This is a genomic window from Pseudomonas flavocrustae (genome assembly GCF_029872515.1).
GTDB classification, from domain to species: Bacteria; Pseudomonadota; Gammaproteobacteria; order Pseudomonadales; family Pseudomonadaceae; genus Chryseomonas; species Chryseomonas aestiva.
Genome location: NZ_JAPDIQ010000007.1, coordinates 173,692 through 186,316 on the forward strand (window position 1 = coordinate 173,692; position 12,625 = coordinate 186,316).

Consider the following 12,625-nt stretch of genomic DNA (forward strand, 5'->3'; position numbering starts at 1 on the left):
CGGGATTTCCCGGCCTTTGCATGCGACTGCGCCTTACTTGCTGCGCCTCATCGAATCGAAGAACTCGCTGTTGGTCTTGGTCTGACGCAACTTGTCGAGGAGGAATTCGATGCCGGCGATCTCGTCCATCGGATGCAGGATCTTGCGCAGGATCCACATGCGCGACAGCTCTTCCTCGTCGGTGAGCAACTCTTCGCGGCGGGTGCCGGACTTGTTGATGTTGATGGCCGGGAAGACGCGCTTCTCGGCGATCCGACGCTCCAGGGGCAGCTCCATGTTGCCGGTGCCCTTGAATTCCTCGTAGATCACCTCGTCCATCTTCGAGCCGGTTTCCACCAGCGCGGTAGCGATGATGGTCAGGCTGCCGCCTTCCTCGATGTTACGGGCGGCGCCGAAGAAGCGCTTGGGCTTCTCCAGGGCATGGGCGTCGACACCACCGGTGAGCACCTTGCCGGAGCTGGGGATCACGGTGTTGAAGGCCCGCGCCAGACGGGTGATGGAATCCAGCAGGATGACCACATCCTTCTTGTGCTCGACCAGGCGCTTGGCCTTCTCGATCACCATGTCGGCGACCTGCACGTGGCGGGTCGGCGGCTCGTCGAAGGTGGAGGCCACCACTTCACCGCGCACGGTGCGCTGCATCTCGGTCACTTCCTCGGGACGCTCGTCGATGAGCAGCACGATGAGGTAGCACTCGGGATTGTTGCGGGTGATGTTGGCCGCGATGTTCTGCAGCATGATGGTCTTGCCGGCCTTGGGCGGCGCGACGATCAGCCCGCGCTGACCCTTGCCGATGGGGGCGCAGAGGTCGATGACCCGACCGGTGAGGTCTTCGGTGGAGCCGTTGCCGGCTTCCATGGTCAGGCGCTTGGTGGGGAACAGGGGCGTGAGGTTCTCGAACAGCACCTTGTTCTTGGCGTTTTCCGGACGGTCGAAGTTGATGGTGTCGACCTTGAGCAGCGCGAAATAGCGCTCGCCCTCTTTCGGCGGACGAATCTTGCCGATGATGGTGTCGCCGGTACGCAGGTTGAAGCGGCGGATCTGGCTGGGGGAGACATAGATGTCGTCGGGACCGGCCAGGTAGGAGGAGTCGGCGCTACGCAGGAAGCCGAAGCCGTCCTGCAGGATCTCCAGCACGCCATCCCCGGAAATCTCGTCGCCACCCTTGGCGTGCTTTTTAAGCAGCGCAAAGATGATGTCCTGCTTGCGGGACCGGGCCATGTTTTCCAAGCCCGCGGCATCCGCCATTTCCAACAGTTCCGTGATGGGCTTTTGCTTGAGTTCGGTCAGATTCATAGACGTATGTTGACGTGAGAAGAGGCGAAGGAGGGATTCGAGCTGAGCGGCCGGATGCGAGATTAGCTTCGCGGGATGCGTTCTGAAGAGGAGAACTGACGGCTACAGCAGATGAGAAGACGGCCCGCTGATGGGGTCGTGGCTGGAATCTAGCACCTGCATGGGTACTCGTCCAGCCGTCCGGGCATAAAAAAGCCCCGCATGGCGGGGCTTTCGACTGGCTGCCTCAGACGTTGGCGTCGAGGAAGGCGGCCAGTTGCGACTTGGACAGGGCGCCGACCTTGGTGGCCTCGACCGCGCCGTTCTTGAACAGCATCAGGGTCGGGATGCCGCGCACGCCGTACTTCGGCGGGGTGTCCTGGTTTTCATCGATGTTCAGTTTGCAGACCTTGAGCTTGCCCTGGTAGTCCTTGGCGATCTCGTCCAGAACCGGCGCAATCATCTTGCACGGACCGCACCATTCGGCCCAGTAGTCGACCAGCACGGGGCTGTCGGACTTCAGCACGTCCTGCTCGAAGCTGGCGTCGCTGACGTTGGTGATGTATTCGCTCATTGACTCTCTCCGAATTCGGGTACGACTTGAAGTATGGCCATGATAGCCCTGCCGCCGTCACTTCGAAAGCATTCGAACATTGATGGTGGCTATGACCGGCATTGATGGCAGAGGTGGTTCACGATCCGGCAAACGGGCGACAAGGCCCGAGAAAGCGGAGTTGAGCTGCATTTCCGACGCCTTTGCAACCCTGGTCGATCACCGTTCCACCGATCGTGGCTCGCTGTTTAGACAGCAGGAACCGTGAAGGGGGTTCCACTGCGCAGGGCCGCATTGCGGATATGTTCGCGCATGGCCTTTTGCGCCGCCGCGGGCGAGCGGCGGCTCAGGGCCCTGAGGATGCGCCGGTGTTCCTGCCAGGTTTCCAGGGCCCGCTCGGGGCGCACGAAGGGCAGCTTCTGGCTCTCGTGGAAGCGTTCGGGGCTGCTGGTGATCACCGCCAGCATGGCCGGGTTGTCCGCGGCCAGCAGCAGTTGGCGATGGAAGTCGAAGTCCAGCACGGCCGCCTCTTCCAGCTCGTTGGCCCGCAGCGCCCGGTGCAGGGCGGCCAGATTGACCTCCAGGCGATCCAGGTCGGCGGGCCCCAGGGTGACGGCGGCCAGCCCGGCGGCGAAGCCTTCCAGGGCGAATCTCAGCTGGAAGACATGGGCGGCCGTCACCTCGTCGGCGAAGGGCCAGTGTCCGTCCACCGTACCCGTCGCCGCCTGCACATAGACGCCGCGCCCGGGCTGGACGCTGACCAGGCCCAGGGCGCTCAGGGTGGACAGCGCCTCGCGCAGGGAGGCGCGACTCACCCCCAGCCGCTCGGCCAGCTCCCGCTGCGCGGGCAGGGCCGCGCCGGGGGCATAGCCTTCGGTCTCGATCAGTCGGCGAATGGCGTCGACGGCATATTGGGGTACGGCGCGGGTGGCAGCGAGGGGCATGGCGTGGTCAGGCCAGTCAGTCCGGAAGCTTGCCTTTTATGCCCAATTTCCAGGGACTTCAAGTGCGGCCCCAAGGCGGAGCACGCCGCTACAACCGCGCACCAAAGCGGCTCACGGCAAGCGCCAGCGCAGGCGGCTGTGGTGAGCAACTGTTCAGACCAGTAAGACCAATCCTCAAGCCTGACGGCCCTTGCGCCCCCCTGGCAGGCGGCTGGCACATGAAATGCACTGGGCAGAGCCATCCCAACCTGCTTCCGGAGTCTCGTCATGCTCAAGCGCTGGACCGCCCTCTCCCTGCTCGCCCTGGGCCTGACCGCCCTGCACACCTCCGCCCAGGCCGACCAACTGGCCGATATCCAGCAGCGCGGCGTGCTCAAGGTCGCCGTGCCACAGGACTTCCCGCCCTTCGGTTCAGTCGGACCCGATCTCAAACCGCGCGGCCTGGATATCGACACCGCGCAACTGATGGCGGACAAGCTGAACGTGAAGCTGGAAGTCACCCCGGTCAACAGCACCAACCGCATTCCCTTCCTGACCACCGGCAAGGTCGACCTGGTCATCTCCAGCCTGGGCAAGAATCCCGACCGGGAAAAGGTCATCGACTTCAGCAAGCCCTATGCGCCCTTCTATCTCGGCGTCTTCGGTCCCAAGGATGCCGCCATCAGCACACCCGAGCAGCTGGCCGGCAAGGTGATCTCGGTTACCCGCGGCTCCATTGAAGACCTGGCGCTCACCGATGTGGCGCCGAAGGACAGCGTGATCAAGCGCTTCGAGGACAACAATTCCACCATCGCCGCCTACCTGGCCGGGCAGTCCGAGCTGATCGCCAGCGGCAGCGTGGTGATGAAGGTGATCGGCGCGCGCAACCCGGCCAAGGAACCGGTGCTCAAGGTCAAGCTCAAGGACTCGCCGGTGTACGTGGGCATCAACAAGAACGAGCCGGCGCTCAAGGACAAGGTCGATGCCATTATCGATGCGGCCCGCGCCGACGGCACCCTGAGCAAGAACTCCGAAAAATGGCTGGGCGATCCCCTGCCGGCCGCTCTCTGAGGATCGACGCGCCATGGCGTATCAGTTCGACTTCCAGCCCGTGCTCGCGCAGAGCGACCTGCTGCTCAAGGGAGCGCTCTACACCCTTGAGCTGACGGTGATCGGTGGCTTCTTCGGCATCCTCATCGGCATCGTCGGCGCCACCTGCCGCGCCTGGCGCCTGAAACCCTTCGCCCAGGCCTTCGGGGTCTACGTCGAGCTGATCCGCAATACGCCCTTCCTGATCCAGCTGTTCTTCATCTTCTTCGGCCTGCCCTCCATCGGGGTGCGGATCGAAGCCGGCCAGGCGGCGGTGCTGGCCATGGTCATCAACCTCGGCGCCTATTCCACCGAGATCATCCGCGCCGGCATCCAGGCGATACCGCGGGGCCAGCTGGAAGCGGCGGCGGCCCTGGCCATGACCCGCTTCGAAACCCTGCGCTACGTGATCCTGCGTCCGGCCCTGGCCAAGGTCTGGCCGGCGCTGTCGAGCCAGCTGGTGATCGTGATGCTGGGCTCGGCGGTGTGCTCGCAGATTTCCACCGAGGAGCTGACCTTTGCCGCCAACTTCATCCAGTCGCGCAACTTCCGCGCCTTCGAAACCTATCTGCTGACCACCCTCATCTATCTGCTCATGGCCATTGGCGTGCGTCAGGCGCTGCACTGGCTGGGCGTCTTCTTCATCGTCAGGAGGCGTTGATGGACTTCACTCTCGCCGACATCCTGCGCAGCCTGGCCAGCGGCCTCGGCCTGACCCTGGTGCTGTCGCTGGCGGCCTTCCTCTTCGGCGGCCTGGCCAGCGCACTGGTCCTGCTGGCGCGCAACTCGACGCTCCGGCCGCTACGCCTGCTGGCGCGCGGCTACATCGAGCTGTTCCAGGGCACCCCGCTGCTGATGCAACTGTTCCTGACCTTCTTCGGCCTGTCGCTGCTGGGTCTGGAAGTCCCCGCCTGGCTGGCCGCCGGCCTGGCCCTGACCCTGTTCACCAGCGCCTATCTCGCCGAGATCTGGCGGGGCTGCGTCGAAGCCATTCCCCACGGTCAGTGGGAAGCCTCGGAAAGCCTGGCGATGAGCCGCTTCGAGCAATTGCGCCACGTGATCCTGCCGCAGGCCCTGCGCATCGCCGTGGCGCCCACCGTGGGCTTCTCGGTGCAGGTGGTCAAGGGTACCGCGGTGACCTCCATCATCGGCTTCACCGAGCTGACCAAGATCGGCGGCATGCTCGCCAATGCCACCTTCCAGCCCTTCACCGTCTACGGCCTCGCGGCCCTGGGCTATTTCATCCTCTGTTATCCGCTGTCGCTGGCCGCACGCTGGCTGGAAAGGAGACTGCATGCCGCTGCTTAGAGTGACCGCCCTGCACAAACACTATGGCAACCACCATGTGCTCAAGGGCATCGACCTGACCGTCGAGGAAGGCCAGGTAGTGGCCATCATCGGCAAGAGCGGTTCGGGCAAGAGCACCCTGCTGCGCACCCTGAACGGCCTGGAATCCATCAACGACGGCGTCATCGAGGTGGACGGCGAATACCTGGACGCCGCCCGGGTCAATCTCCGCTCGCTGCGGCAGAAGGTCGGCATGGTCTTCCAGCAGTTCAACCTCTTTCCGCACCTGACCGTGGGCGAGAACGTGATGCTGGCGCCCCAGGTGGTCAGGAAGACCAGCAAGGACGAGGCCCGCGCCCTGGCGCGGCAGATGCTCGACCGGGTCGGCCTGGCGGAGAAATTCGACAGCTATCCGGACCGCCTCTCCGGCGGTCAGCAGCAGCGGGTAGCCATCGCCCGCGCCCTGGCCATGTCGCCCAAGGTGCTGCTCTGTGACGAAATCACCTCGGCGCTGGATCCGGAACTGGTCAACGAGGTGCTGGCGGTGGTCAAGCAGCTGGCCCGCGAGGGCATGACGCTGATCATGGTCACCCACGAGATGAGATTCGCCCGCGAGGTCGGCGACAAGCTGGTGTTCATGCACCAGGGCAAGGTCCACGAAAGCGGTCCTCCCCAGGAGCTGTTCGCCCACCCGCAGACACCGGAACTGGCCCAGTTCATCGGCCAGGTGGCTTCCTGAGGCGGAAAAACCCTATTTTTTCTGCCACTTTGCGCAACCGTAACCGCTGTGCGCTTGAAGCCGTCACCGGCTAGCTGGCACGATGGCGCGGTTTATCGCCGAGAGCCTCCAGATGCAGCCTTCGCCAGCCGAACCCCACGAACTGATCGCCGCCATCGACCTGGGCTCGAACAGCTTTCACATCGTCCGGGCGCGCCATTCCCACGGGGAGATCCGCATCCTTGAGCGACTGGGCGAAAAGATCCAGCTGGCCGCCGGCCTGGACGAGTCGCGTCTGCTCAGCGAAGAGGCCATCCAGCGCGGCCTGGACTGCCTGCGCCGCTTCGCCCAGCTGATCGCCGGCATGCCGCGCGGCGCCGTGCGGGTGGTGGGCACCAACGCCCTGCGCGAAGCGCGCAACCGCGGCGAATTCATCCAGCGCGCCGAAGCCGTGCTCGGCCATGCGGTCGAGGTTATCTCCGGTCGCGAAGAGGCCCGCCTCATCTATCTGGGCGTGTCCCACTCCATGCCCGATGTGCCCGGACGCCGCCTGGTGACCGACATCGGCGGGGGCAGCACCGAATTCATCATCGGCCAGCGCTTCGAGACCCTGCAGCGCGAGAGCCTGCAGATGGGTTGCGTCAGCTTCACCAAGAGATTCTTCGCCGACGGCAAGATCACCGCCGCCCAGTACGCGCGCGCCTACACCGCTGCCCGCCTGGAACTGATGAACATCGACCAGGGCCTGCGCGAGATGGGCTGGCACCAGGCCCTGGGCGCTTCCGGCACCATCCGCGCGGTGGCCCTGGCGATCCAGGCCGCCGGCCGCGGCAATGGCGAGATCACCCCGGATGGCATCGAGTGGCTCAAGCGCAAGCTGCTCAAGCAGGGCGACATCAACCTGCTCAACATCGACGGCGTGAAGCCGGATCGACGCGCCATCCTGCCGGGCGGCCTGGCCATCCTCGAAGCTCTGTTCAAGGCCCTGGAGCTGCAGGAGATGCACCTCTCCGAAGGCGCCCTGCGCGAAGGCGTGCTCTACGACATGATCGGCCGGCACAGCCACGAGGACGTCCGCGAGCGTACCCTCAACGCCCTGGCCGAGCGCTACCACGTCGATCAGCGCCATGCCGAACGGGTGGAAAAGCGCGCCCTGAAGTCCCTGGCACAGGTCGCCGAGGCCTGGGCCCTGACCGACGAGAATCATGCCGAACTGCTGCGCTGGGCGGCGCGCCTGCACGGCGTCGGCCTGGACATCGCCCACTACCAGTACCACAAGCATGGCGCCTACCTGATCGAGCACTCGGACCTGCCCGGTTTCTCCCGCCGCGACCAGCAGGCCCTGGCGCTGCTGGTACGCGGCCATCGCCGCAACATTCCCTTGGAGCGCCTGCAGGAGCTGGGCGCGGAAGGCGAGCCGCTGCTGCGCCTGACGCTGCTGCTGCGCTATGCCATCCTCTTCCACCACATTCGCCACAAGAGCATTCCGGATGTCCAGCTCAGCGCCGGCGAGCGCAGTCTGGACGTGCAATTCCCCGATGGCTGGCTGGCGGAGAACCCCCTGACCCAGGCCGACTTCGAGCAGGAGGCGCAGTGGCTGGAGCGGGTGGGATACAGGTTGAGCGTGCGCTGATTTTTCGTAGGTTGGGCTAAGCGGGAGCGAAGCCCAGCGCTTTGGGCTATTGGTGCCCTAGCCGGTTACCAAGTCTTGCTGGCACTTCTTGTTTCGCTCTCCCGAGCGAGTCACTTTTGCCAGTCGCGGCTGCGCGCCCCGGACTACGCGCCCCGGACAAAAGTAACCAAAACCGCTTGCCCCGGACATCCGGCCCTCCGCTGCGCTGCGGGTGACTCGCGTTGCTCGCCCTTTGGGCCAGCCTGCGGCTGTTACTCCGCTATGCTACGTTTCGCTCACGCCAGCGTCGTTCCGGGGTCGGCCTGCACGGGCCGTCCATGGCCCGTTAGGCCTCTCGCCGCATCCATGCGGCTCGACCCGCTCCACGACACTGGTGTTCGCCCTCCTGAACGGGGCGATTCGCTAGCCTGAAAGTGTCGGTTGAATAGCCACAAGAACCCGTAGCCCGTAGCCCGTAGCCCGTAGCCCGTAGCCCGTAGCGTGGACAACGGCGAAGCCTTGTCCACAGGTATCTGCGTCACACGCCAGTGGAAAACGCTAGGCGGTTTTCCACGCTACACCTGTGAACACCCAAGCCTCAGGCTTGTGCTCCGTCCCCGTCAGTGAGGCCGAGTTCCGGTGTCGTGGCGGGGGTTGCGAGGCAGGACGCCGAGCAAGGCGCGAGGGACAGGAAGCCCCTTCGTGCCGTGCCCCTGCCACGGCGCCGGGACGAGAGTATCCGGAGCGTAGCGGAGGGCCGAAACGTTGGGGTGCGCTTTCTTTTGCTTACTTTTCTTTGCGCAAACAAAGAAAAGTGAGTCGCCCGGGTGGGCGAAACAAGAGGTACCGGCAAAGCGCGATAAGTAGCTAAGGCACCGTAATACTCAAGGCGCAGAATTAAGCGCCCCTCAACGTTGGGCTTCGCTCCCGCTCAACCCAACCTACGAAATCGACCAGGGCCTACATCGGCATGGGCCCGAAACTTCCTCAGTGTGTATTCACCACCGGGCTGGCCAACCGCTCCAGCAGCGTCGCCTGCACACTGCGGGCATTCTGGTTGCCGGTCGGCGATTGCCGCACGTAGCTGCCGTTTTCCTGCAGCACCCAGGCCTGGGTGTTGTCGGTGAGATAGCCTTCCAGCTCCTTCTTGACCCGGGTGATGAGTTTCTTGCCTTCCACCGGGAAGCAGGTCTCGACGCGCATGTCGAGGTTGCGCTCCATCCAGTCGGCGCTGGAGAGATAGAGCTTCTCGTCGCCACCGTTGAGGAAGTAGTAGATGCGGCTGTGCTCCAGGAAGCGGCCGATGATGGAGCGCACCTGGATGTTGTGGGACACGCCCGGTACACCGGGGCGCAGGCAGCACATGCCGCGCACCACCAGGTCGATCTTCACCCCGGCCTGGCTGGCCTTGTAGAGGGCGCGGATGACCTTGGCATCGGTGAGACCGTTGACCTTGGCCATGATCTGCGCCGGCCGTCCCTCGCTGGCCGCCAACGCTTCGCGGTTGATCATCTCCAGCAGGTTCTTCTTCAGGGTAAAAGGCGCGTGCAACAGCTTCTTCATGCGCAAGGTTTTGCCCATGCCGATCAGCTGGTTGAACAGCTTGTGCACGTCCTCGGTGAGGGCCACATCGGCGGTCAGCAGGCTGTAGTCGGTGTACAGCTTGGCGTTGCCGGCGTGGTAGTTGCCGGTGCCCAGGTGGGCATAGCGGCGCAGCTCGCCGTTCTCGCGGCGCAGGATCAGCATCATCTTGGCGTGGGTCTTAAAGCCCACCACGCCATAGATGACCACGGCGCCGGCCTGCTGCAGGCGGCTGGCCAGCTGCAGGTTGGACTCCTCGTCGAAGCGCGCGCGCAATTCGATGACCGCCGTCACCTCCTTGCCACTGCGTGCCGCGTCCACCAGGGCGTCGACGATCTCGGAGTTGGCGCCGCTGCGGTAGAGCGTCTGCTTGATCGCCAGGACGTTGGGGTCCTTGGCAGCCTGGCGCATCAGGTCGATCACCGGGGTGAAGGACTCGAAGGGGTGCAGCAGCAGCACATCGAGCTTGCCCAGCACGTTGAAGAGGTTGTCCTTCTTCTGCAGCAGCTTGGGAATGGTCGGCGTGAAGGGAGCGCTCTGCAATTCCGGATGGCTGTCCAGCCCGGTGATGGAGAACAACCGGGTCAGGTTGACCGGGCCGTTGACCTTGTACAGCTCGCTCTCGCCCAGATTGAACTGCTTGAGCAGGTAGTCGGTGAGGTGTTTCGGGCAGATGTCCACCACCTCGACCCGCACCGCATCGCCGTAGCGACGGGAGAACAGCTCGCCGCGCAGGGCACGCGCCAGGTCTTCGACATCCTCGGTGTCCACCGAGAGATCGGCGTTGCGGGTCAGGCGGAACTGGAAGCAGCCCTTGACCTTCATGCCGGGGAAGAGATCGTCGGCGTGGGCGTGGATCATCGAGGACAGGAAGACGTAGTTGTCTCCGGGGCCCGCGACCTCCTCCGGCACCCGGATGATCCGCGGCAGCAGGCGTGGCGCCGGGATGATGGCCAGACCCGAGTCGCGACCAAAGGCGTCCATGCCCTCCAGCTCGACGATGAAGTTGAGGCTCTTGTTCACCAGCAGCGGGAAGGGATGGGTCGGGTCCAGGCCGATGGGGGTGATGATGGGCGCGATCTCGTCGCGGAAGAACTTGCGCACCCAGGCCTTGATCTTGACGTCCCAGTAACGACGGCGGATGAAGCGAATCCGCTGCTCGGCCAGGGCCGGCAAGAGGACATCGTTGAGGATGGCGTACTGCCGGTCCACCTGGCCGTGGACGATGTCGCTGATGCGCGCCAGCGCCTGGTGCGGCAGCAGGCCATCGGCCCCGGCCTGCTCGCGGGCGAAGGCGATCTGCTTCTTCAAGCCCGCCACGCGGATCTCGAAGAATTCGTCCAGGTTGCTGGAAAAGATCAGCAGGAACTTGAGGCGCTCGAGTAGCGGATAGGATTCGTCGAGAGCCTGCTCCAGCACGCGGATATTGAACTGCAGCTGCGACAGCTCGCGATGGATGTAGAGGCTGCTGTCGTCCACGTTGGCCGCCGGCACGCTGGGCGCGGCAGGCACCTCGAGCACGGGCGCGGACGGCTGCGCCTCGACGTCTGTCGCGATCGCCTCCTCCGGCGTCTCCAGAGACTCGGCAGTGACGGGCTGTTGCAGATCGGTTTCGACGAAACCCTGGCTACTCATTGAAGCTCCTTAGGAACGCGAAGGCCCCTGGCGAAGTTGTTGGGCGGCGCGTTTGGCGAAATAGGTGAGGATGCCGTTGGCCCCGGCCCGCTTGAAGGCCAGGAGCGATTCGAGGATCACGGCGTCGGACAGCCAGCCGTTCTGGATCGCGGCCATGTGCATGGCGTACTCGCCGCTCACCTGGTACACGAAGGTCGGCACGCGGAATTCCTCGCGGACCCGGCGGACGATGTCCAGGTAGGGCATGCCCGGCTTGACCATCACCGAGTCGGCGCCTTCGGCCAGGTCGCCGGCGATCTCGTGCAGGGCCTCGTCGCTGTTGCCCGGATCCATCTGGTAGGTGGCCTTGTTGCCCTTGCCCAGATTGGCGGCCGAGCCGACGGCGTCGCGGAACGGCCCATAGTAGGCGCTGGCGTACTTGGCCGAGTAGGCCATGATCTGCACGTTGTGATAGCCGGCGTCTTCCAGGGCGGCGCGGATGGCGCCGATGCGACCGTCCATCATGTCCGAGGGCGCGATCACCTGGGCCCCGGCGGCGGCATGGGACAGCGCCTGCTTGACCAGCACCTCGACCGAGATGTCGTTGAGCACGTAGCCGCGCTCGTCGAGGATGCCGTCCTGGCCGTGGGTGGTGAAGGGATCCAGGGCCACGTCGGTGATCACCCCCAGTTCCGGGAAATGCTCGCGCAGGGCACGGGTGGCGCGCTGGGCGATACCGTCGGGGTTGTAGGCCTCGGCGCCGTCCAGTGACTTGCGCTCGGTGGGCGTGACCGGGAACAGCGCGACCGCGGGAATCCCCAGCGCCACCAGTTCGGCGGCCTCTTCCAGCAGCAGGTCGATGGACAGCCGCTCCACGCCGGGCATCGAGGGAATGGCCTCGCGACGGCCTTCGCCATCGAGCACGAAGACCGGCAGGATCAGGTCATCCACCGTCAGCACATGCTCGCGCATCAGGCGACGGGAAAACTCGTCGCGGCGCTGACGGCGCATGCGAGTGGCAGGGTAGCTACGGTTGATGGGGGTAAAACTCACGATCGACTCCCAGACCCGGATCACGGGTCAGTGTGATGGGTTATAGGCCACAATCATGACCGATTGGTAACAGCAGATGACAATATGGTGTGCCTATAGGTGCTATCCAAGGCAGACGCCGGCTGGACCCGGCGTGACACAGGGTCGCAGTGAAATCCCTGCCTGACCGCCTGGCACCCGGCGGACGGAAGTCCGTCACACTTTCTTTCCAGACGCCAACCGGGGTAGGCTGCGCCATCTTTATTCACCTCGTGTAGCGCCGAATGCTCCAACAATTCCTCCACGATTTCGGCTATTTCGCCCTTTTTCTCGGCACCTTTTTCGAGGGCGAAACCATTCTGGTACTGGCCGGTTTCCTGGCCTTCCGCGACTACATGAACATCCAGACCGTCATCCTGGTCGCCTTCTGCGGCAGCTATGCCGGCGATCAGCTCTGGTACTTCCTCGGCCGGCGCCATGGGCGCAAGCTGCTGGCGCGCAAACCCAAGTGGGAAGCCGCCGGCGAAAAGGCGCTGGCGCACATCCGGCGCCATCCGGATCTCTGGGTGCTGAGCTTTCGCTTCGTCTACGGCCTGCGCACGGTGATGCCGGTGGCGATCGGCCTGTCGGGCTATCCGCCGGCGCGCTACCTGATCCTCAACGGCATCGGCGCCATCGTCTGGGCCACGGTGCTGGGTTATGCCGCCTTTCACTTCGGCGCCGTCCTCGAAGGAGTGCTGGGCAATCTCAAGCGGTATGAACTGATGGTGCTGGGCGGTCTGGTGGTGATCGGCCTGCTGCTCTGGCTGTGGCGCCGCAGCCGCACGCCCAAGGCCTGACGGCAGGCAGCCCCCTAACCGGTACGTCCATCGAACGAATTAAAGGCCCGGCTACCGCTGCCGATGCCCTGAGCATCAACCTCTCCCGAAACCTCGTGTGCA

11 protein-coding genes are annotated in these 12,625 nt (G+C 64.5%); 6 read left to right on the plus strand and 5 right to left on the minus strand.

The genetic code is table 11. The features are described from left to right. Positions 1–33: 33 nt before the first annotated feature. The 3 genes from rho to OMP44_RS16685 form a co-directional block, all read right to left on the minus strand. A complete protein-coding gene (gene rho / locus OMP44_RS16675; protein WP_133860469.1) occupies positions 34–1,296 on the minus strand; it encodes a transcription termination factor Rho in 1,263 nt (420 codons plus the stop codon). A gap of 226 nt (positions 1,297–1,522) precedes the next feature. Further along, positions 1,523–1,849 carry a thioredoxin TrxA gene (gene trxA / locus OMP44_RS16680; RefSeq protein WP_017639417.1) on the minus strand — a complete coding sequence of 109 codons (327 nt, stop codon included), beginning with the start codon at positions 1,847–1,849 and terminating at the stop codon, positions 1,523–1,525. A 227-nt stretch (positions 1,850–2,076) separates the two neighbouring features. After that, the gene (locus tag OMP44_RS16685; RefSeq protein ID WP_187980903.1) at positions 2,077–2,772 is read right to left on the minus strand and encodes a FadR/GntR family transcriptional regulator; all 696 of its coding nucleotides are present in this window, start codon (positions 2,770–2,772) and stop codon (positions 2,077–2,079) included. Positions 2,773–3,039: 267 nt separating this feature from the next. On the opposite strand from OMP44_RS16685, the gene OMP44_RS16690 reads away from it, so the two are divergent. The 5 genes from OMP44_RS16690 (at position 3,040) to ppx (ending at position 7,478) form a co-directional block, all read left to right on the plus strand. After that, positions 3,040–3,822 carry a transporter substrate-binding domain-containing protein gene (locus tag OMP44_RS16690; RefSeq protein ID WP_187980902.1) on the plus strand — a complete coding sequence of 261 codons (783 nt, stop codon included), beginning with the start codon at positions 3,040–3,042 and terminating at the stop codon, positions 3,820–3,822. Between the two features lie 13 nt (positions 3,823–3,835). Next, positions 3,836–4,501, plus strand: a complete 666-nt coding sequence (locus OMP44_RS16695; RefSeq protein ID WP_133860466.1) for an amino acid ABC transporter permease — start codon at positions 3,836–3,838, stop codon at positions 4,499–4,501. Further along, positions 4,498–5,148, plus strand: coding sequence for an amino acid ABC transporter permease (locus tag OMP44_RS16700; RefSeq protein WP_178083884.1), 651 nt, complete (start codon positions 4,498–4,500; stop codon positions 5,146–5,148). The genes OMP44_RS16695 and OMP44_RS16700 overlap by 4 nt, the downstream gene beginning before the upstream one ends. Beyond that, complete coding sequence (locus OMP44_RS16705; protein ID WP_187980901.1) at positions 5,135–5,866, plus strand: amino acid ABC transporter ATP-binding protein; 732 nt, start codon at positions 5,135–5,137, stop codon at positions 5,864–5,866. The genes OMP44_RS16700 and OMP44_RS16705 overlap by 14 nt, the downstream gene beginning before the upstream one ends. Positions 5,867–5,978: 112 nt before the next feature. Next, entirely contained in the window at positions 5,979–7,478 is a 1,500-nt protein-coding gene (gene ppx / locus OMP44_RS16710; protein WP_133860463.1) for an exopolyphosphatase, read from the plus strand. A 966-nt stretch (positions 7,479–8,444) separates the two neighbouring features. Here ppx and ppk1 read toward each other — a convergent pair. Beyond that, positions 8,445–10,673, minus strand: coding sequence for a polyphosphate kinase 1 (gene ppk1, locus OMP44_RS16715; RefSeq protein ID WP_280309814.1), 2,229 nt, complete (start codon positions 10,671–10,673; stop codon positions 8,445–8,447). Between the two features lie 9 nt (positions 10,674–10,682). After that, complete coding sequence (gene hemB, locus OMP44_RS16720; RefSeq protein WP_158889772.1) at positions 10,683–11,705, minus strand: porphobilinogen synthase; 1,023 nt, start codon at positions 11,703–11,705, stop codon at positions 10,683–10,685. A 263-nt stretch (positions 11,706–11,968) separates the two neighbouring features. Here hemB and OMP44_RS16725 point away from each other — a divergent pair, with 263 nt between their 5' ends. Further along, positions 11,969–12,523 carry a DedA family protein gene (locus tag OMP44_RS16725; RefSeq protein WP_133860460.1) on the plus strand — a complete coding sequence of 185 codons (555 nt, stop codon included), beginning with the start codon at positions 11,969–11,971 and terminating at the stop codon, positions 12,521–12,523. Positions 12,524–12,625: the final 102 nt, after the last annotated feature.

What these genes read in the sequence shown, in the direction of transcription:
- OMP44_RS16695 (WP_133860466.1), top strand. Translation starts at nt 3,836, where the DNA reads ATGGCGTATCAGTTCGACTTCCAGCCCGTGCTCGCGCAGAGCGACCTG.
- rho (WP_133860469.1), bottom strand. Translation starts at nt 1,296, where the DNA reads ATGAATCTGACCGAACTCAAGCAAAAGCCCATCACGGAACTGTTGGAA.
- OMP44_RS16705 (WP_187980901.1), top strand. Translation starts at nt 5,135, where the DNA reads ATGCCGCTGCTTAGAGTGACCGCCCTGCACAAACACTATGGCAACCAC.
- trxA (WP_017639417.1), bottom strand. Translation starts at nt 1,849, where the DNA reads ATGAGCGAATACATCACCAACGTCAGCGACGCCAGCTTCGAGCAGGAC.
- ppk1 (WP_280309814.1), bottom strand. Translation starts at nt 10,673, where the DNA reads ATGAGTAGCCAGGGTTTCGTCGAAACCGATCTGCAACAGCCCGTCACT.
- ppx (WP_133860463.1), top strand. Translation starts at nt 5,979, where the DNA reads ATGCAGCCTTCGCCAGCCGAACCCCACGAACTGATCGCCGCCATCGAC.
- OMP44_RS16685 (WP_187980903.1), bottom strand. Translation starts at nt 2,772, where the DNA reads ATGCCCCTCGCTGCCACCCGCGCCGTACCCCAATATGCCGTCGACGCC.
- OMP44_RS16690 (WP_187980902.1), top strand. Translation starts at nt 3,040, where the DNA reads ATGCTCAAGCGCTGGACCGCCCTCTCCCTGCTCGCCCTGGGCCTGACC.
- OMP44_RS16725 (WP_133860460.1), top strand. Translation starts at nt 11,969, where the DNA reads ATGCTCCAACAATTCCTCCACGATTTCGGCTATTTCGCCCTTTTTCTC.